At 49.3% G+C, this 19,931-nt stretch carries 20 protein-coding genes; 4 read left to right on the top strand and 16 right to left on the bottom strand.

Annotated elements, in window-relative coordinates; genetic code table 11:
* Positions 1–8: 8 nt before the first annotated feature.
* Positions 9–830 (top strand): Sir2 family NAD+-dependent deacetylase, encoded by an 822-nt coding sequence (gene cobB / locus FDW96_RS10160; RefSeq protein WP_042309089.1) that lies wholly within the window; start codon positions 9–11, stop codon positions 828–830.
* Between the two features lie 102 nt (positions 831–932).
* On the opposite strand, the gene potD is transcribed toward cobB, so the two are convergent.
* Genes potD through potA form a run of 4 tightly spaced genes read right to left on the bottom strand, consistent with a single transcriptional unit; the run spans position 933 to position 4,760 of the window.
* Positions 933–1,979 carry a spermidine/putrescine ABC transporter substrate-binding protein PotD gene (gene potD / locus FDW96_RS10155; protein WP_137365689.1) on the bottom strand — a complete coding sequence of 349 codons (1,047 nt, stop codon included), beginning with the start codon at positions 1,977–1,979 and terminating at the stop codon, positions 933–935.
* Between the two features lie 27 nt (positions 1,980–2,006).
* Entirely contained in the window at positions 2,007–2,786 is a 780-nt protein-coding gene (gene potC, locus FDW96_RS10150) for a spermidine/putrescine ABC transporter permease PotC (RefSeq protein ID WP_003030794.1), read from the bottom strand.
* Positions 2,783–3,640, bottom strand: coding sequence for a spermidine/putrescine ABC transporter permease PotB (gene potB, locus FDW96_RS10145; RefSeq protein WP_061381743.1), 858 nt, complete (start codon positions 3,638–3,640; stop codon positions 2,783–2,785). Before potB ends, potC begins: the two co-directional genes overlap by 4 nt.
* Positions 3,624–4,760, bottom strand: coding sequence for a spermidine/putrescine ABC transporter ATP-binding protein PotA (gene potA, locus FDW96_RS10140; protein WP_038639864.1), 1,137 nt, complete (start codon positions 4,758–4,760; stop codon positions 3,624–3,626). The genes potB and potA overlap by 17 nt, the downstream gene beginning before the upstream one ends.
* 250 nt (positions 4,761–5,010) lie before the next feature.
* On the opposite strand from potA, the gene pepT reads away from it, so the two are divergent.
* Both pepT and FDW96_RS10130 read left to right on the top strand, forming a co-directional pair.
* Positions 5,011–6,240 carry a peptidase T gene (gene pepT, locus FDW96_RS10135; RefSeq protein ID WP_137365624.1) on the top strand — a complete coding sequence of 410 codons (1,230 nt, stop codon included), beginning with the start codon at positions 5,011–5,013 and terminating at the stop codon, positions 6,238–6,240.
* 3 nt (positions 6,241–6,243) lie between these two features.
* Positions 6,244–7,578 carry a hypothetical protein gene (locus FDW96_RS10130; protein WP_137365623.1) on the top strand — a complete coding sequence of 445 codons (1,335 nt, stop codon included), beginning with the start codon at positions 6,244–6,246 and terminating at the stop codon, positions 7,576–7,578.
* Positions 7,579–7,617: 39 nt separating this feature from the next.
* On the opposite strand, the gene roxA is transcribed toward FDW96_RS10130, so the two are convergent.
* The 8 genes from roxA to rluE form a co-directional block, all read right to left on the bottom strand.
* On the bottom strand, positions 7,618–8,739 hold the full coding sequence (gene roxA / locus FDW96_RS10125) for a [50S ribosomal protein L16]-arginine 3-hydroxylase (RefSeq protein ID WP_042309081.1): 1,122 nt from the start codon (positions 8,737–8,739) through the stop codon (positions 7,618–7,620).
* A 92-nt stretch (positions 8,740–8,831) separates the two neighbouring features.
* On the bottom strand, positions 8,832–10,295 hold the full coding sequence (gene phoQ / locus FDW96_RS10120) for a two-component system sensor histidine kinase PhoQ (RefSeq protein WP_042309080.1): 1,464 nt from the start codon (positions 10,293–10,295) through the stop codon (positions 8,832–8,834).
* Positions 10,295–10,966: a two-component system response regulator PhoP gene (gene phoP / locus FDW96_RS10115; RefSeq protein ID WP_042309337.1), complete on the bottom strand. Its 672-nt coding sequence runs from the start codon at positions 10,964–10,966 to the stop codon at positions 10,295–10,297. Before phoP ends, phoQ begins: the two co-directional genes overlap by 1 nt.
* A 196-nt stretch (positions 10,967–11,162) precedes the next feature.
* The gene (purB, locus tag FDW96_RS10110; RefSeq protein ID WP_016153410.1) at positions 11,163–12,533 is read right to left on the bottom strand and encodes an adenylosuccinate lyase; all 1,371 of its coding nucleotides are present in this window, start codon (positions 12,531–12,533) and stop codon (positions 11,163–11,165) included.
* 3 nt (positions 12,534–12,536) lie between these two features.
* Entirely contained in the window at positions 12,537–13,178 is a 642-nt protein-coding gene (gene hflD / locus FDW96_RS10105; protein ID WP_042309320.1) for a high frequency lysogenization protein HflD, read from the bottom strand.
* A gap of 34 nt (positions 13,179–13,212) precedes the next feature.
* Positions 13,213–14,319, bottom strand: coding sequence for a tRNA 2-thiouridine(34) synthase MnmA (mnmA, locus tag FDW96_RS10100; RefSeq protein ID WP_061381741.1), 1,107 nt, complete (start codon positions 14,317–14,319; stop codon positions 13,213–13,215).
* Positions 14,320–14,372: 53 nt separating this feature from the next.
* Positions 14,373–14,834: an NUDIX hydrolase gene (locus FDW96_RS10095; RefSeq protein ID WP_042308976.1), complete on the bottom strand. Its 462-nt coding sequence runs from the start codon at positions 14,832–14,834 to the stop codon at positions 14,373–14,375.
* A 9-nt stretch (positions 14,835–14,843) separates the two neighbouring features.
* On the bottom strand, positions 14,844–15,467 hold the full coding sequence (gene rluE / locus FDW96_RS10090; RefSeq protein ID WP_042308975.1) for a 23S rRNA pseudouridine(2457) synthase RluE: 624 nt from the start codon (positions 15,465–15,467) through the stop codon (positions 14,844–14,846).
* A 201-nt stretch (positions 15,468–15,668) separates the two neighbouring features.
* Between rluE and icd the strand changes: the two genes are divergently transcribed.
* Positions 15,669–16,919 carry an NADP-dependent isocitrate dehydrogenase gene (gene icd / locus FDW96_RS10085; protein ID WP_042308974.1) on the top strand — a complete coding sequence of 417 codons (1,251 nt, stop codon included), beginning with the start codon at positions 15,669–15,671 and terminating at the stop codon, positions 16,917–16,919.
* 178 nt (positions 16,920–17,097) lie between these two features.
* Here the strand turns inward: icd and yibB are convergent, their stop codons facing one another.
* The 4 genes from yibB to FDW96_RS10065 all read right to left on the bottom strand — a co-directional run bounded on the left by yibB (position 17,098) and on the right by FDW96_RS10065 (position 19,760).
* Positions 17,098–17,955 carry a protein YibB gene (gene yibB / locus FDW96_RS10080; protein WP_079224537.1) on the bottom strand — a complete coding sequence of 286 codons (858 nt, stop codon included), beginning with the start codon at positions 17,953–17,955 and terminating at the stop codon, positions 17,098–17,100.
* A gap of 400 nt (positions 17,956–18,355) precedes the next feature.
* Positions 18,356–18,598: a DinI family protein gene (locus tag FDW96_RS10075; protein ID WP_137365622.1), complete on the bottom strand. Its 243-nt coding sequence runs from the start codon at positions 18,596–18,598 to the stop codon at positions 18,356–18,358.
* Between the two features lie 200 nt (positions 18,599–18,798).
* Positions 18,799–19,338, bottom strand: coding sequence for a cytochrome b (locus FDW96_RS10070; RefSeq protein ID WP_079224535.1), 540 nt, complete (start codon positions 19,336–19,338; stop codon positions 18,799–18,801).
* Between the two features lie 149 nt (positions 19,339–19,487).
* Positions 19,488–19,760, bottom strand: coding sequence for a hypothetical protein (locus FDW96_RS10065; RefSeq protein WP_042308953.1), 273 nt, complete (start codon positions 19,758–19,760; stop codon positions 19,488–19,490).
* Positions 19,761–19,931: the final 171 nt, after the last annotated feature.

Genomic DNA, 19,931 nt, shown 5'->3' with positions numbered 1-19,931 from the left:
AGGTTGTTATGCTGTCGCGTCGGAGTCATCGGTTAAGCCGCTTTCGTAAAAATAAACGCCATTTGCGCGATCGCCTGCGTCAACGAATCTTTTTCAGAGACAGAGTGGTGCCTGAATTGATGGAAAAACCAAGAGTGTTGGTACTGACGGGAGCGGGGATTTCTGCCGAGTCAGGTATTCGAACCTTCCGTGCGACGGATGGACTTTGGGAAGAACATCGGGTCGAAGACGTTGCGACCCCGGAAGGGTTTAGTCGTAACCCGGAACTGGTTCAGTCATTTTATAACGCCCGTCGTCATCAATTGCAGCAACCAGAAATCCAGCCCAACGCGGCGCATATCGCGCTGGCAAAACTTGAAGCCGAGCTGGGTGACCGTTTTTTACTGGTGACGCAGAATATTGATAACCTGCATGAACGCGCGGGCAGCCAGAATGTCATCCATATGCACGGCGAACTGCTCAAGGTTCGCTGTTCGCAAAGCGGACAGATTCTGGAGTGGACGGGCGATGTGACTGCGGAAGACAAATGCCATTGCTGCCAGTTCCCGGCTCCGCTGCGACCGCACGTCGTGTGGTTTGGTGAAATGCCGCTGGGAATGGATGAAATTTATATGGCGCTGGCAATGGCGGATGTGTTTATTGCCATTGGCACATCAGGCCATGTTTACCCGGCCGCGGGTTTTGTGCATGAGGCGCGGCTGCATGGGGCGCATACGGTAGAGTTAAATCTCGAACCGAGCCAGGTGGGAAGCGAGTTCGAAGAGAAGCATTACGGTCCGGCAAGCCAGGTGGTGCCCGAGTTTGTTGAGAGGTTATTGAAAGGACTGTGATTTTTTTTGCCGGATGGCGGCAAATGCCTTATCCGGCCTACGGTTCGCATTGATGTAGGCCCGATAAGCGTAGCGCCATCGGGCATTCCTTACAATGCTGAATTAGCGTCCTGCTTTCAGCTTCTGATAGTACTCTTCATAGATAGCGCTGGCGGAACCGACGTCGTTTTGCCATTCCCCTTTGTTGATGGTTTCAGCATCAGGGTAGAGCGTTTTATCGTTCGCGACTTCCGGGCTTAACAGCTTACGTGCCGCCAGGTTTGGCGTTGGATAACCGATGGTTTCTGCGACTTCTTTCGCCACGTCCGGGCGCAGCAGGAAGTTAATTAGCTTCAGCGCACCTTCTTTGTTTTTCGCATTAGCCGGAATAGACAGGCTGTCCATCCAGAAAATACCTCCTTCCTTCGGCCACACCACTTCCAGCGGCGTACCCGCCTGGCGCGCAACATACGCGGAGCCGTTCCACACCATCCCCAGATTGACTTCGCCTTCCATATACGGGTTGGCCGGGTTGTCAGAGTTAAATGCAGCGACGTTAGGCATCAGCTTCTTCAGTTCGTTATAGGCGGCTTCAATCTCTTTCGGATCGGTGGTATTGCCTGAATATCCCAGCTTGCGCAGCGCCATCTGGAAGACTTCGCGCGCGTCATCGGTTAACAACAGGCTACCTTTGTACTCCGGTTTCCACAGGTCGGCCCAACTGGTTACGCTTTTCGGGTCGATGGCATCGCTGTTTATGCCAATGGCCGTCGCACCCCAGATATACGGAATGGAGTAGTCATTGTTGGGGTCAAATGGCTTGTTGAGCATTTCCGGATCGAGGTTGTGGAAATTGGTCAACGTCGACTTGTCGATCTTCTGGATCATGCCTTCTTTACGCATTTTATCGACGTAATAGGTAGACGGAACCACCAGATCGTACGCACCGTCTTTATAGGTTTTGAGCTTGGCGTACATGGTTTCATTCGACTCATAGGTCGAATAGATAACCTTAATGCCGGTCTCTTTGGTGAACTGCTCCAGCAGTCCTGGCGGCACGTACTCAGTCCAGTTATAGAAATAGAGTGTGTTGTTGTCATTCGCGTGAGCGGCGCTCATGCCCAGTGCCAGAGCACCCGCCGCGAGCAGGTGGCGTGACCATTTTTTCATCATTTAACGTCCCCTGAATTAAGGGCCTTAGCGGCCCTTGGTTTTATCACGTGCAATAAGCTGGCTGGCGATCACCATAACCAGCGACAGAACCAACAAAATGGTCGCCAGCGCGTTCACCTCGGGTGATACGCCGACTTTTACCATTGAGTAGATTTTTAAGGGCAAAATTTCGTAACCCGGTCCGGTGACGAAGGATGAAACGACGACGTCATCCATCGACAGCGTAAAGCTTAGCAACCAGCCTGCGGCTACCGCAGGCATTGCCAGCGGTAGAATGATCTTGCGCAGGATAGTCACTTCGCTGGCACCCAAATCTTTTGCCGCTTCCAGCATTCGCACATCAAAACCTTTCAGACGTGAATAGACCGTCACCACCACAAAAGGCAGACAGAAGGTAATATGCGAAAACAGCAGCGACCAGAAGCCGAGCTGAATGCCAATTAACATAAACAACACCAGCAGTGAAATCGCCATTACGATATCGGGCGACATCATCACCACAAACAGCATGCCGCTAACAAAGGGTTTCCCGCGAAAACGGTAGCGATAAAGCGCGACCGCGGTGAGTGAACCGATCAGCGTGGCAAACGTTGCGGAGAGCACTGCCATCGTCAGGGAGTGTTGCGCCGCCTGCAGCAGGCTGTCGTTGTTCATCAGCAGACCGTACCACTTGGTAGTAAAACCTTGCCAGTTGATGCCAAAGCGCGAGCTGTTAAAGGAGTTCACAATCAAAATAATGATTGGAATGTACAGATATGCGTAGATAGCGGTCATAAAACCGCCACGAAGCAGTCGACCGATCATTCGAGTTCTACCTTCTTGTTCAGCAAGCGGGAGGCGCGCCAGTAGACCAGCAGCATCAGCCCCATCACGATAGTCAGCGTTATGCTGGTAGCTGCGCCAAACGGCCAGTCGCGAATGTTCAGGAACTGCACTTTAATCACGTTACCAATTAACAGGTTTTTCGCCCCACCCATTAAATCGGAAACGTAAAACAGCCCCATTGCCGGCAGCATAACCAGCAGACATCCAGCGATAATTCCCGGCATCGTCAGCGGAATAATGATGCGGGTAAAGGTCTGAAGTTTGCTGGCGCCTAAATCGCGTGCGGCTTCCAGCAGCGGTTTGTCGAGTTTCTCAATGCTGGAGTAGAGCGGCATCACCATAAACGGTAGCAGGATGTACACCAGGCCGATGATCACCGCGCTGGGGGTAAACATGATGCGAATGGGGGTATCAATAATGCCGATCCACAACAGAAATTCGTTGAGATAGCCCTTGGTGCTGAGGAAAATTTTGAGTCCGTAAATGCGAATAAGCGAGTTGGTCCAGAACGGAACAATCAGCAGGAACAGCAGCAGCGGGCGCACTTTTTCCGGCAGCTTTACCAAAAACCAGGCAAACGGATAGCCCAGTACCAGACAGGCGAGCGTGGCAATCAACGCCATATTGAGGGAGTGAACCAGTACCTCAAAATAGAGCGGATCCAGCAGGCGAGTATAGTTTTCCAGCGTAAAGACCATTTTGACGAAATTAGCGTCGTCACGGGTCAAAAAGCTGGTGCCGATGATCATCAGGTTGGGCAGAAAGACAAATAACACAAGCCAACCGACAATGGTGACGATCACCACACTCTGGAATTTACTTGTGTTCTTCATCAGCCAGTACGACCTCCCAGCTTTCTACCCAGTTAATCGCCATTTTCTGGTCGAGTGAGTGGTCGAAGTCAGGGTCGTCTTCATTGAAGAATTCACTGACCATCACCATCTTGCCATTTTCCAGTTCCACAACCGACTCCAGCGTCATGCCTTTGTAGTTGCGTTCACGCACATAGCCGATAAGACCTTCAATATGATTATCGTCGTTGATCTCATCAACGCGCAGATCTTCCGGGCGTAATAATACGTGCAGTTTTTGTCCAGGCACCACCGCGAAGTTGACGTAAATGTTGCATTCGCGACCTTCCACATTAGCACGAACGCGCTGATCGTCCAGACGCTCAATGACCGTCGCGTTAAACATATTAATCTCGCCGATAAACCCGGCGACAAACAGATTTTTCGGCTCTTCGTAGATTTCGCGCGGCGTACCATCTTGCTCAATCTTGCCATCGCGCATCACCACGATACGGTCTGACATGGTCAGCGCTTCTTCCTGGTCGTGCGTGACAAAAACAAAAGTGATACCAAGCTTACGTTGCAGCGCTTTCAGTTCGTTCTGCATCTGTTTGCGCAGTTTGTAGTCCAGCGCAGAGAGGGATTCATCCAACAGGAGCAAACGAGGTTTGTTGACCACCGCACGGGCAATCGCCACGCGCTGTTGCTGCCCACCAGAAAGTTGATGCGGCTTTCGTTGGGCGAATTCTTCCAGTTGTACCATGCGCAGGGCTTCGGTAACGCGAGGAGGGATATCAGCAGCGGGTGTTTTCTGCATGCGTAAACCGAAGGCCACATTTTCAAACACGGTCATGTGGGGAAATAACGCATAGCTTTGGAAGACGGTGTTCACGTAGCGATTTTCCGCCGGAACGTGAGTGATGTCCTGGTTGTCCAATATGATATGACCGGAATCAACCGTTTCCAGACCGGCAATCAGGCGAAGAACGGTTGTTTTACCGCAGCCAGAGGGGCCGAGCAGCGTGAGAAACTCGCCGTTTTTAATGGTCAAATCCAGGCTGGAAATCACCTCTTTGCCATCGAAACTTTTGCGAATTCCCGCTAATTGCACCAGTGGAGAAAGCGAACGCGGTTGTTTATTCAATTTTTTACTCTGTCCCATGTAAACGCAACGGATGGCTGACCGATGCGGGGTTTGTGGTTAACCACCTTGATGACTCTTAATGAGGGCCGTTATTCTACGGCAAACCATGGTAATCGCCAATCCTTGTTGCGAATTACTGACTTAGCCCTATAGTCAGAGGGGATGTCATGGCGAAATATTCTTACTTGCGGGGATAAAAGTGACCTGACGCAATATTTGTCTTTTGTTGCTTATTGATAATGTTGTCACAAAAAGTGAGGGTGACTGCATGGATAAACTACTTGAGCGTTTTTTACACTACGTGTCGCTGGACACCCAATCAAAATCGGGCGTGCGGCAAGTACCCAGCACCGAAGGACAGTGGAAGTTATTACAACTGCTCAAACAACAGCTCGAAGAGATGGGGCTGGTCAATATTTCACTCAGCGAAAAGGGGACGCTGATGGCAACGTTGCCTGCTAACGTTGCTGGCAATATTCCCGCTATCGGTTTTATTTCCCATGTGGATACCTCACCGGATTGCAGTGGTAAAAACGTTAATCCGCAAATTGTTGAAAACTACCGCGGGGGCGATATCGCGTTAGGTATTGGCGATGAAGTTCTGTCGCCGGTGATGTTCCCGGTACTGCATCAGCTTTTGGGCCAGACGCTAATCACTACAGACGGCAAAACATTGCTGGGTGCCGATGATAAAGCGGGCATCGCAGAAATCATGACCGCGCTGGCTGTGCTAATCCAAAAAGAGATCCCGCATGGTGATATTCGCGTGGCCTTTACGCCGGACGAAGAGGTCGGTAAAGGGGCGAAGCATTTTGACGTTGCTGCATTCGATGCGCAGTGGGCCTATACCGTTGATGGCGGTGGCGTAGGGGAGCTGGAGTTTGAAAACTTTAACGCCGCGTCGGTTAATATCAAGATCGTGGGCAACAATGTGCATCCCGGCACCGCAAAAGGGGTGATGGTGAATGCGCTGTCGCTGGCGGCGCGTATTCACGCCGAGGTTCCGGCAGATGAAAGCCCGGAAACGACGGAAGGCTATGAAGGCTTTTATCACCTGGCGAGCATGAAAGGGACGGTTGATCGGGCGGATATGCACTACATCATCCGGGATTTTGACCGCAAGCAGTTTGAGGCGCGTAAACGCAAGATCATGGATATCGCCAAGAAGGTTGGCAAAGGGTTACACCCGGACTGCTATATCGAACTGGTGATCGAAGACAGCTACTACAATATGCGCGAAAAAGTGATTGAGCATCCGCACGTGCTGGATATTGCCCAGAAGGCGATGCGCGATTGCGATATTGAACCTGTGCTGAAGCCTATTCGTGGCGGAACCGACGGCGCGCAGCTGTCGTTTATGGGGTTACCGTGTCCGAATCTGTTCACCGGCGGCTACAACTATCATGGCAAACATGAATTTGTGACCCTGGAAGGGATGGAAAAAGCGGTGCAGGTGATTGTGCGTATTGCGGAGCTGACGGCGAAGCGCGGCCAGTAGCGAATGTTACGCATTACGATGAAGCGTTTTATTATTTATGGCGGGATATTTTCCGCCATCAATTTTTCTGCCTGGAGCGCCGAATATACGCCTTCCTGGTCCCAGCGCCAGCAACAATCTGCAGCATGTTTTATGACCGGCGATGAAACCTGCATGACGTTTATTGATGATGCGGTGAGGCTGGCCTCGCGGCAATATGGCAAACGCTCAATACAGCTTGTTCGTAGCCTGCTATTACAAAGCGATATTTATCAATGGCTGGGTAAACCGGAGTTAACGCTGCAAATGCTGCTGCGAGCGCGGGCAATCATGAAAACATTTCCGGCGGGCACTTATCCGGGCGATCGGGCCGATATGTTTGAACACCTGGCGGCCTTTAATGTTTACAGTGACGATCGCCATATAGAGTATTCATCTACAGAGCAGTGGCGATACGAGATCAAGGTTGATTACCGTCAGCAGATAGCCTGGCAAGAGCAGGCATTAACGTGGCGGCTTAAAGACAAAAAGGCATCGACGAAGGCATTGGTTTATACCTTAAACAGGATGCGCGACGCTTATTTTTATGCGTTGGAAGAGTGGGATGTCGAATGTGATAGTGCGCGTAAAGCCTATTATTTGGCGAAGATAGACGCAACGGAGCGGCAGTGGCTGGGCGTTATTTCACGGGATAAAACCTGGGATAATCGTGAGCGCTACGCCTCTTTTTTGCAGCAGAAAGCGGGTATTGCTTATAATGCAGGGCATATTAGCGAGGCGATTAATGCGCTAAGTCAGGCGCTAAAAATTGAGCAAACGCTTTATGGGGCCGAATTCGGCGAAATGACGGTTGATAGCAATAATCTTGCTGGCTTTTATGCACAGGGCCATCATTATAAAGAAGCGAAAGATCTCTACCTTAAACTTATCGCGTATTACCAGAGCCGTTTAACGCCAATGGCGACGGTAATATCACGATTACGCTTTTATTTGCCCGAAAACATCGACCTGGACAGTACCTCCCCCTATCTCCCATTGCTGGCAGAATATAAACGTCGGCAGTCCGACGTATCCATGGTGTTGTATGGTATTTCTCTGCTTTATCAGGATAATCAACAACTTGAACAAGCAAAAGGCTTTGCGGAACGCGCCTTTGCGCTTGAAACTGCAGCTTATCCAGCAAAGATGCAGCATGGGCTATTACAGCAATTGGCTAATATTGCCGAAGGTCTTGGCGATAACGTACTGGCGCGACGTTACCGACAATTGTCATTTCGCCATCGAATGGCCCACTCGATTTATCCGGGCGATCCGCAATATAACGATTTCGCCAAACCTGGCGGCGATCGTTGTGGATAGTTTGCGTCAGCCCGGCGGTCGCCGGGCATTGCGATGTTCTTATCCTTCGAAGAACCAATACCCGCTATTAACCAGTGCGGCCAGCATGGCAAGGAAGGATGGATCTTCCAGCGCATCCTCAAAATTCTCGGCCGTCAGTACGATATGGCTGGCAAGGGCTTCAAGGGCAGGACGATGCGGCGAGTCAATTTTCTCACCATTGGCGTAGATATCATCGCCGATGCGCAATACACGCAATCCACCCAGACGCACTAATACATCCCCTTGCTTCAGGGCGTCGTAGATTTCGTCAGGCTGATACGGTGGCTCTGGCGGAGCAATATCCAGTTCATGACGAGACTGAGAAATAAACTCACCAAACCATTGTTGGAAATGTTCAGGTTGATTAATCAGCCCCAGCATCATTTCGCGCAGCTTGTCCATCTCCTGCGGTAGAACGTCAGCCGGATGATCGCGGGGCGGCAGATCCGGATCGCTGTAATATGTGCTGCCCAGTTCACGCTGTAAAACGTAATCGGCAAATCCGCTGATCAGCTCGCGAGTGTTTGGCGCACGGAAGCCCACCGAATAGTTCATGGCGTTTTCCAACGCGTAGCCTTCGTGTGGGAACCCTGGCGGAATATACAGAATATCGCCGGGTTCCAGCTCTTCATCGATGATGGCTTCAAACGGATCGACCTGCAACAAATCTGGGTGAGGGCAGTGCTGCTTCAACTGTAGTTTTTCGCCCACGCGCCAGCGGCGGCGTCCGGTTCCCTGAATAATAAACACATCGTACTGATCCAGATGCGGGCCAACGCCGCCTCCGGGTACGGAGAAGGAGATCATCAGATCATCGATACGCCAGTCCGGCAGCTCGCGAAACGGACGCATCAGCGCGGCGGTTGGCTCATGCCAGTGATTGACCGCCTGTACCAGCAGCGACCAGTTGTTTTCGCCAAGATGGTCATAGCTTTCGAACGGACCGTGGTTAACCTGCCATTTACCGTCCTGATGGCTGACGAGTCGGCTGTCGACTTCGCTTTCCATTGCCAGTCCAGCCAGTTCGTCAGGAGAGAGTGGATCAATAAAGTTGTTAAACCCGCGTTTTAAGACCACAGGACGTTTTTGCCAGTGGCGTTCCAGAAAATCGGGCCAGTTAAGTGTGAGTTGGTATTCCATAATGAGCATCCCGCAGGCTGGTATCTGCAACCGATTATAACGGATACTTAACCTCAAGCGTGAAGTCAGTACATATTTATTACATGCGGCGATTACTCGTCTTTCTGACCCGGCTGCTGGCGGCCAAAAATGACTTCCATGCGTGCGCCGCCCAGCAGGCTGTCACCTGCAATAATTTGCCCGTCGTACTGTTCGGTGATTTCACGCGCTACCGCCAGTCCGACACCTTGTCCTGGTCGTAGCGTATCGACTCGTTGTCCACGGTCAAACACTACTTCTCGTTTGCTGTGCGGAATGCCGGGACCATCATCTTCAACCAGAATATGCAGTTGATCCTCTGATAGTCGCGCTGAAATCTCGACGAACTCCAGACAATATTTACAGGCGTTGTCCAGCACGTTTCCCATCACTTCGACAAAATCGTTTTGCTCGCCTACAAAGCTGATTTCAGGTGAGATGTCGAGATTAATGTTAACGCCTTTACGCTGATACACCTTATTCAGCGCCGAGGTAAGTTTATCCAGCAACGGCGCGACAGGATGCAGTTCCCGGCTGAGCAGGGCGCTACTGCCACGCATGCTGGCGCGATGCAGGTAATAGCCAATCTGCTGGGAAATACGGCTGATTTGCTCGAGCATGATCGGTTCCGCGTCGCTTACGTTCATTTTTTCGTTACGCATCGAGCGGAGCGTGCTTTGCAATACGGCCAGCGGGGTCTTCAGGCTATGGGTAAGATCGGTTAACGTGGTGCGGTATTTGTCGTAGCGCTCACGTTCGCTTTTCAACAGCCGGTTGAGGTTGCGGACCAGACTGGTCAGTTCACGCGTGGTCGCGGGATTCAGCATTTCACGATGATGTTCTTCAAGCTCACGAACTTCACGCGCCAGCGATTCAATAGGTCGCAGGCTCCACCAGGCGGCCACCCATAACAGTGGAATGACCAACAACAGGTTGGCGACCAGCACATAAATGAACCAGCTCCAGACCATATACGAGCGCTTTAACTCAATAGGAATGGTATCGACAACCACAATGGTCAGTTGGGGCATTCTGGCGGTGGCAGGATAGACATTCACCGCAACCGAGTGGGTCATTTCAGCGTCGTCGTCATCTTCTCTGACTTCTTTTAACTGCTGCTGTGCGGAGTGATCTGCGCCCAGCAACGTGCTGGTGGCGTCGACATTGGCTTCAATTTCATGAAAGCCGTTCGTCTTAAGCCAGTCAGGTTGAATACTCTGGGTCAGCCAGGGGACGTTGCGCTGTGCCCACAGCAATTTGCCGTTTTCATCATAAATCAGCGACATTGTGGGGCTTTGCATATCGAGATTCTCGGGTAACTCGACATTAATTTTACCGTTATCCCATTTCGCCAGGGTATAGAACAGATTGCTTTCGCCGCGCAACAGGCGAAACGTTGTCTTATCAAAGCTGACGCTATAACCCACCAGGGCAACGATGCCGTAGGCCAGTGAGAGCACCAATACCACGCCAGCCGTTGCCAGTAAAAAACGTAGCCGAAGTGATAACGGGAAAAAATGACGCAATAGTTTATTCATTAGCGCAATTCAAAAAGATATCCCTGGCCACGCACGGTGGTGATGACGTCGTCAGGATACTGCGCCTGTATTTTTTTGCGCAAACGTCCCATCAGAACATCAATAGTATGACTTTCACGCAGCTCGGCATCCGGATAAAGCTGCAGCATGAGCGAATCTTTACTGACCACTTTGCCGTTATTACGGATGAGTGTTTCCATAATGGTGTATTCGAACGCCGTGAGCTTGATCACCTCATCATTGACGGATAACTCACGGCGAGAGAGGTCCACCTGAAAAGGTGGAAGGGAGATAATCTGCGATGCCAGACCGCTGTTGCGACGCATCAACGCCTGCATGCGCGCAGCCACTTCTTCAATGTGAAACGGTTTGGTGACGTAATCGTCGGCGCCGGCGCTGAGCACTTCCACTTTGTCCTGCCAGCCTTCACGGGCGGTTAATACCAGAATGGGGAGCGAAACGTCATTGCTGCGCCAGCGGCGGATCAGCGACAAGCCATCTTCATCAGGGAGCCCTAAATCAACGATCGCGATATCCGGCAGATGTTCATTCAGATAGTAGTCCGCTTCCTTAGCGTCCTCTGCATCATCCACCTGATGCCCTAAATCCTGTAACTGAACCTTGAGGTGGTGGCGTAATAAAGCATTATCCTCGACAACCAGTACGCGCATCATCATTACTCCCTATACGAACGGTATGAATAGTTTAACGCTGATTATGTGGCTGTGGGGATAAACATTTAATAAACCGGGGGAAGGGAGGCTATCACTGGCGAAAAAAGCCGGAAGGCGCTGACGCTTATCCGGCTTGCATACGACATAAACTGGTGGCCGGAACAGGCGCAATTGCTCTCCGGCGCAATACAGATTACTTCAGTTCATCAACCATAGTGACGGCGCGACCAATGTAATTGGCTGGCGTCATTGCTTTCAGGCGAGTTTTTTCGTCTTCCGGCAGGGCCAGACCGTCGATAAACTGCTTCATACCTTCAGCGTCAACGCGTTTGCCGCGGGTCAGTTCTTTCAGCTTCTCGTAAGGCTTTTCAATACCATAGCGACGCATCACGGTCTGGATCGGCTCGGCCAGAACTTCCCAGTTATGGTCCAGTTCATCCAGCAGATGATCGCGGTTCACTTCCAGTTTGCTCACGCCCTTCAGTGTGGATTGATACGCGATCAGCGCATAGCCAATACCGACGCCCAGGTTGCGCAGAACGGTTGAGTCCGTCAGGTCTCGCTGCCAGCGGGAAACCGGCAGTTTGCTCGCCAGATGTTGCAGTACCGCGTTAGACAGACCCAGGTTGCCTTCGGAGTTTTCGAAATCGATTGGGTTAACCTTGTGCGGCATGGTGGAGGAACCGATTTCGCCAGCGATAGTTTTCTGTTTGAAATGGTTCAGCGCCACGTAACCCCAGACATCGCGGTCAAAGTCGATCAGGATAGTGTTGAAACGTGCGATGCAATCAAACAGCTCGGCAATGTAGTCGTGCGGTTCAATCTGCGTGGTGTACGGGTTCCACTGGATGCCCAGCGACGTAACAAACTCTTCGCTGAACTGATGCCAGTCTACTTCCGGGTAAGCGGCGATGTGGGCGTTATAGTTACCCACGGCACCGTTGATTTTACCGAGAATTTCGACCTGGTTAAGCTGGCGGTACTGGCGTTCCATACGGTAAGCCACGTTAGCCATTTCTTTGCCCAGCGTAGACGGGGTGGCAGGTTGACCGTGGGTACGGGAGAGCAGAGGGATATCGCGATACTGTACGGACAGATCTTTCACTGCGTCGATAAGCTTACGCCAGTATGGCAGGACTACTTCGTCGCGAGCGGTTTTCAACATCAGCGCGTGAGACAGGTTGTTGATGTCTTCTGACGTACACGCGAAGTGGATAAACTCGGAAACGGCATGCAGTTCCGGGATATCAGCCACTTTTTCTTTCAGGAAATACTCAACTGCCTTCACATCATGGTTAGTCGTACGCTCAATGGTTTTGATACGCGCGGCATCTTCTTCATTGAAGTTAGCGACGATCGCATCAAGGAAACCGATTGCGTCGGCAGCAAAAGCAGGAACTTCCTTGATCGCTGCGTGCGCGGCCAGTTTTTGCAGCCAGCGTACTTCAACCTGTACACGGAATTTCAGCAAACCGTATTCACTGAAAATCCCGCGCAGCGCGCTGACTTTATCGCCGTAGCGTCCATCGACAGGGGAAACGGCGGTCAGTGAGGATAATTCCATAGATCACAACTCCGGGGTTAAATGAGCAAGAATTTGTTTTGCCTGAGTCGTCAGGCGATTACGAGAAAACATGAGTTGCAGACGGCCTCCACCAACCTGATGCCAGAGCACTGCTGCACGAATGCCAGCCAATAGCGAAGCGCGTACTTTGGCCTGAACTTGTGGGCTCTGGAGGATAGCAGGGGAACCCGTGACCTGAATACGCGGGCCGAGTGGGCTGATGACGTCAACATAAATGCCAGCCATCGCGCTCAGCAACGTTTCTGACTGCAAATCAAAATGGTCCAACTGGCGCTGTAAGCCGTTGATACGGTCTCCCAGCGTGTCCATAGCGCCTTTGGCCGCTGACAGCTTACGCTCCAGTACCATCAGGCTTAACGTGTAGCGGGTGAGTTCCGCGTTCAGCCCCTGACGACTGCTGGCGTTGAGCACGCCGAGCAACGTTTCAAGGCCAAGTCGCAGGTTCGCCTCACTCCCGCCAAAGACTCCAAGCGTCGAGCTGGGGTTCATGTCGATGATACTGTTAAGTGAAACGTGTAACGCATCGGCATCACAATGCCCCTGGTGCGCCAGTTCTTGCACCAGGCGTGCCGACTGGCATATACCTGCCAGGGCGAGGGTGATGTCATAATAATTCTTTGCCACGTTCACTGCTTCCTTGTATCAAATGTGTAAATAATTAGACCGGCAAAGGCAGGCGTTGTTCGATAATTCCGCCGCCGAGGCAGATTTCGCCATTGTAAAAGACAGCCGACTGACCCGGCGTTACCGCCGCAACCGGTTCGTCGAAAATGACTTCAATACGTTCAGCATCCAGCGCTTTAACGGTGCACGGAATGTCGGTCTGACGGTAGCGGGTTTTCACCGTGCAGCGCATTGTGCCGGTGAACGGTTCGCGATCGACCCAATGCAGCTGTTGTGCCACCAGGCCAACGGACATCAGGCGTGGGTGTTCGTGACCCTGAGCGACAACCAGAATGTTGTTCTCAACGTCTTTATCCACCACATACCATGGATCTTCCGTCCCTTCTTTCGTACCGCCAATGCCCAGACCTTTACGTTGGCCCAGAGTGTGGTACATCAGTCCCTGGTGCTGGCCAATCTCTTCGCCGTCAACGGTGATGATTTTGCCAGGCTGAGCGGGCAGGTAGCGACCAAGAAATTCGCGGAACTTACGTTCGCCGATGAAGCAGATACCCGTGGAATCTTTTTTCTTGGCGGTAATCAGACCGAGATCTTCGGCAATTTTACGCACCTGTGGTTTTTCCAGTTCGCCGACCGGGAACAGACTTTGCGCGATTTGCTCATGGCCGAGCGTATAGAGGAAATAGCTCTGGTCTTTATTGCCATCAAGCCCTCGCAGCAGGCGGCTTTTGCCGTCGACATCAGCGCGGCGCACGTAGTGACCGGTGGCGATGTAATCGGCACCTAAATCTTCAGCGGCAAATTCGAGGAAGGCTTTAAATTTTATCTCTTTATTGCACAGAATATCCGGGTTCGGCGTACGACCCGCTTTGTACTCTTCAAGAAACAGCTCAAAGACGTTGTCCCAGTATTCTGCAGCAAAGTTAACGGTATGCAGTTCAATGCCAAGTTTGTCACAGACAGCCTGTGCATCCGCAAGGTCGGCAGCCGCTGTGCAATATTCCTCGCCATCGTCCTCTTCCCAGTTCTTCATGAACAGGCCTTCTACCTGATAGCCCTGTTGTTGCAACAGCCAGGCAGAAACGGAGGAATCGACACCGCCGGACATGCCGACGATCACTTTTTTTGGGCTTTCAGACATAGGAATACTCACGACATTGAACTTCAAGGCGGCATATTCTAGCACGCAGCCCTTTACTTGACACCCTCTGTAAACGGCCAGTTAAATTCACCGATCATTGCCAGCGGATAGCGCTGCCCGCTCTGATAACAGAGAATGCTCTCGGCAACCAGCGGCGAGCGCAGGTTTGGCGCTGAGAGAATCTCTTCTGCGCTGACCCAGCGACAGCAATCAATATCACTGTCATGGGGTTCAGTAGCGCACATATTGGCAAGTTCGATAGAAAACAGAAAACGTAAAAAAGGCGTTCTGTCAGGCGCAATCCATTGGTGCATCCGAATGAAGTGCTGCGGCTGTGCGTTGATGCCTGTCTCTTCCCATAGCTCACGGGCGGCGGCCTGTACCAGGGTTTCGTCTGCTTCCAGGTGCCCGGCAGGTTGATTCCACAAGGCTTTGCCGTTTATGGTTTCCTCAACGACTAAAAATTTATCTTCTGCATGCACAATGCAGGCGACCGTAACGTGTGGTTTGAACATACCGATTCCTTATACAGTTGCATCCCGCCATTCGCCGTTAGCGAGATTATCCAGCGTGTAATTACCCATGGCATAGCGGATGAGGCGTAGCGTAGGAAACCCAACATATGCTGTCATACGCCGTACCTGACGGTTGCGGCCTTCATATAAGGTGACTTTTAACCAACTGGTGGGAATATTCTTCCGTTCACGAATGGGCGGGGTTCTCGGCCACAGCCAGGCGGGTTCTTTTACCACTTCAATGCCTGCAGGCAGCGTGGGACCATCGTTAAGCGTTACGCCAGTGCGCAGGGCTTCCAGCGCTTCGGGCGTAGGTTCTCCCTCAACCTGAACATAATAAATTTTCCCCGTGCGCTTGCCGGGCTGCGTTAACCGCGCCTGTAATGCGCCATCATTGGTCAGCACTAAAAGCCCTTCACTGTCCCGATCCAAACGACCCGCAGCATACACGCCTGGCACAGGAATAAAATCTTTTAACGTTTTGCGTCCCGCTTCGTCAGTAAATTGTGGCAAAACATCGTAGGGTTTATTGAACAAAACCACGCGTTTTGGCTGGTTTTCTTTACGCTGCTTAGTGACTTGTCGTGAGCTGAATCGCTTAACTTGGTGATTTCTAAAAGAAGTTTTTTGCATGGTATTTTCAGATTATGTCAATTGCCGCATTATAGCCTAAGAACGAGTGTCTTTCATGGCGACGAACAATAGGGTAGTATTGACACGCTCATTACAAATCATTAACAAAAAATTGCTCTAACGCAGTCGTGCAGCAGGACGCCAATGCACATGCAGCGCGATGACAGACGAGCAAACCAGAAGCGCTCGAAGGAGAGGTGAATGGAAAGCAAAGTAGTTGTTCCGGCGGAAGGTAAGAAGATCACCCTGCAAAACGGCAAACTCAACGTTCCTGAAAATCCGATTATCCCGTTCATTGAAGGCGACGGTATCGGCGTTGATGTAACCCCACCGATGATCAAAGTTGTCGATGCTGCTGTCGAGAAAGCCTATAAAGGCGAGCGTAAAATCTCCTGGATGGAAATCTACACCGGCGAGAAATCCACTCAGGTTTATGGCCAGGACGTCTGGCTGCCTGCTGAAACTCTTGATCTGATTCGTGAATATCGTGTTGCCATCAAAGGTCCACTGACCACGCCAGTTGGCGGCGGTATTCGCTCTCTGAACGTTGCTCTGCGTCAGGAACTTGACCTGTATGTCTGCCTGCGCCCGGTGCGTTATTACCAGGGTACGCCAAGCCCGGTTAAACACCCTGAACTGACCGACATGGTTATCTTCCGTGAAAACTCCGAAGATATCTATGCGGGTATCGAGTGGAAAGCAGACTCCGCAGATGCTGAGAAAGTGATTAAATTCCTGCGTGAAGAAATGGGCGTGAAGAAAATTCGCTTCCCGGAACATTGTGGTATTGGTATCAAACCGTGTTCTGAAGAAGGGACCAAACGTCTGGTTCGTGCGGCGATCGAATATGCCATCGCGAACGATCGTGATTCTGTTACCCTGGTACATAAAGGTAACATCATGAAGTTCACTGAAGGCGCGTTCAAAGACTGGGGTTACCAGTTAGCGCGTGAAGAATTCGGTGGCGAATTGATCGATGGCGGCCCGTGGGTGAAAATCAAGAACCCGAAATCCGGCAAAGAAATCGTGGTTAAGGACGTTATCGCCGATGCGTTCCTGCAACAGATCCTGCTGCGTCCTGCTGAGTACGATGTGATTGCTTGTATGAACCTGAACGGCGACTACATCTCTGATGCGTTGGCAGCACAGGTGGGGGGTATTGGTATCGCGCCAGGCGCGAACATCGGTGACGAATGTGCGCTGTTCGAAGCGACCCATGGTACTGCACCGAAGTACGCAGGCCAGGATAAAGTGAACCCTGGCTCTATCATTCTGTCTGCAGAAATGATGCTGCGCCACATGGGTTGGGTAGAAGCGGCTGACCTGATCGTTAAAGGTATGGAAGGCGCGATTAACGCCAAGACCGTAACTTATGACTTCGAACGTCTGATGGATGGCGCTAAGCTGCTGAAATGTTCGGAGTTTGGTGACGCGATCATCGAAAACATGTAATCCAGATTCTGGGTTGTATGAAAACGGGAGCCAGGAGGTTCCCGTTTTTTATTATTAGGACTCGAATGGTTATCAAAAAAACAAAACATTAGCTGAGTTTGATAACTTGCTGATTTTTATTAAAAATCCTGACTCAGGCGTGACCTTTATCGGTATTGTGTATGTCTACAATTTAATCTTATTTCCCGATAAGTGTTACTTTTAACCTTCGTGAAAAAGAACTAAAATCATTCTTGCCATACAGTTTAAACAAATTAAACCATCGATTCTTACCGAGATGATTTAGTTTGATTAATTGAGGTTTATAATGGTAGCACATTATAAAAATACCCTGGTCATCATCAACAATATTGTTTCTAAGCGTTTTTATTTGGCACTGGCAAACCAATTCATAAAATTCCTTCCATTTATTTTTTGTTGCAACAATTGCACCGCCAATAATATAAGAACGATTATTAATCATGTGGTCGAAAACCTGATGAAGCGTTTTGACAGTCAACCCTTTTTTTACCGTAAATAAGTTGACTTTGTTTACATCAAATGGATAATTCCATTGGGATAAACCATTTATGACTTCTGCATTACGACAGTAACCAAAGTCAACCCATGCAACCATATTATTATTAACAAGGTTTAACGCTATTGCCTTATTTACGAAGTATGATTTTAGATTGCAAACGAATACGTAGTTTGAGGACCAGTATTCTGGGTTTATTAGTTGGCGAGTTTCAAGTTTATTTCTAAATTCATCATCTTTCTGAATCTGTGAAATTTTATTTTTAATATGTTGGAATTTATTATTGATATCTAAAGAGATTACAACAGTTCGCTTACCATTTCTAATTTTTTCTATTTTTGGTTTAAGATCACTGGATGTAAATATGACCATCTCATTATCTAATTCAGACAGATTTTTAAAATACTCAATGTAAGTATCAGATGTTCTCTCTAAATGAGGAGAGAAACCTTTATCACTCGTCCAATTTCCTCGTCCTATATCGAAAAATGCTGTAACGATGGTAATAGATGTATTCATTTATATGCAGCCCATTTTCTTTATTTATCAAAAAACTACCAAAGTATTAGTAATAAATTTACATGATTTTTTATATTTCGATATTCTATCAGTATTAACATGGGGCGGAAAGCATAATGTGATATTTGAAATGATAAACAACAGGCTGTACCTATGGCTCCTGGGAATTATAAGTTGTAATTGTTTATTATTTTATGTGATATAATACACCATGATACTATTTCTTCTTGGTTTATTTTGCGGTATCTGGAGTAATTAAACTACAGAAGCAAAGATACCCGGACTGGACAAATGATATGTGCTCAGTGATGAGTGTTGCTGCGCCTGCGTCGTATGCCAGAACATAACGGCGGGTAGCCGACAATCTTTCAAGGATTTAAGTCGCAGCAAATTAGAGTAATTAATCTGAGACCAGCCACATATCGGCTTCTTCAAACATTTCCTGAACAGTGCGACTAATCTGTTCTTTCTCGTGCTTACTGGCATCAGTGTTTATTGCTGGTAGGGTCAGCATCGGTTTAACCCGGACATCAGCATCTGGAAAGATCTGGTGCACTCTCTTTCTCAATTCGCCCAAAATGATCTCTTTTGCACCGGGCAGCCCATCAAAATTCCTTTTGTCATAAACGAGTTCCACGAACATTGCTACTTGCCTTTATCTGTATGGATATACAGTCTTTATACTGTGTTTTTATCTGATATACAAGGGGGACAGTCAATATGAATTGACGTCCCCCGGGGATGATTATGTTATGAGGGGATAGAAAGAAACATAAGCATTATAGTGAATAACAAATAAACTAATGCTTTCTACGTTTTTTAGTGCCTATGTTTCTAATCTCATCATTTCAGATGTTTATGTTCAGGCATCATTCTTAAAAGTGTATTGTCCTTCTGTATGGCGTGATGAAATAATGCCGCGCCAGCATGGGCTGCAATCAAGAAATAGCCTACATTTGCCAGAGTTTCATGAATAGCTTTCACGACGGCCTTTATTTCATCATTGCTATGAACGAAAGAGGGGATGTTTAAACCTAAAAAAAACCAACTCTTTCCACCGTAAGCCATCGTCAAGACACCTAATAACGGTAGCGCCAGAAAAGAGACATAGAGCATGATATGCATTAATTTGGCTGATATCCTCTGCCACTGGGGGGGCGTAGGTGTGATAGCTGGATCGTCATACTTATGTTTGAGAATTAAACGTATTATCATTAAACACCAGACAAATACACCTGCATTATAGTGTGTTTCTTTCATCAACAGATAGGAGGCACTGCCTTTGGGAAACCAACCGCGAAATTCCATTGTGGCATAGGTTATCGCGATTAACACCAGAGTTAGCCAGTGCAAGTGAATCTGAATTCTTGAGAATCTGCTCATTATTTTTCCTCGAATGATGCGCCACCACAACCGTATCGTATTGAGCTTAACAAATCCTTATCTTCATTAAGAGATTAGGATTTTGTTATTTCTATTTCGGGTAAAACGATCGCATAGTTGATAGGGGGTCATTGCGAGTTTGTCAGGATTCAATTTTTCGACGAAATTTTATACGGGAAAACATGTAGAGCATTGGCTGCAATGGGGTAAACGCCGAGGCTTTCTGTTCTGGCCTTGATTTCCTCAAATGGGAGGGAAGGAGACGGTTCCCTTCCTCCCCAGAGATTGATCCCTTCCGGAATGTCGTCTCTGCCGTATTCCTCGGCGATTTCAATCGTTTTGCCATTATTCAATTCGATGACAACGCTTTTCCCATCAATGGGGATCAGATTTCCGTCATTGTCAGTAATAAAGATTTTCATTTGCTCTCCTCCTGATTATGCCTTCTCATCATAGCAAATTAAATGTGGGGCAATACTGCTATTGCTCTGAAAATGCACAATGATTATTTACTATTAATCAATGCGTTATGATGAGATTTAGAAAAAGTGATTGGCTTCATGGCGATTTATGTTGCTGTCGACCATGCTCTG

Source organism: Citrobacter sp. TBCS-15 (assembly GCF_005280815.1).
Classification (GTDB): Bacteria; Pseudomonadota; Gammaproteobacteria; order Enterobacterales; family Enterobacteriaceae; genus Citrobacter; species Citrobacter werkmanii.
This window is presented reverse-complemented; position numbering and strand designations above follow the sequence as displayed.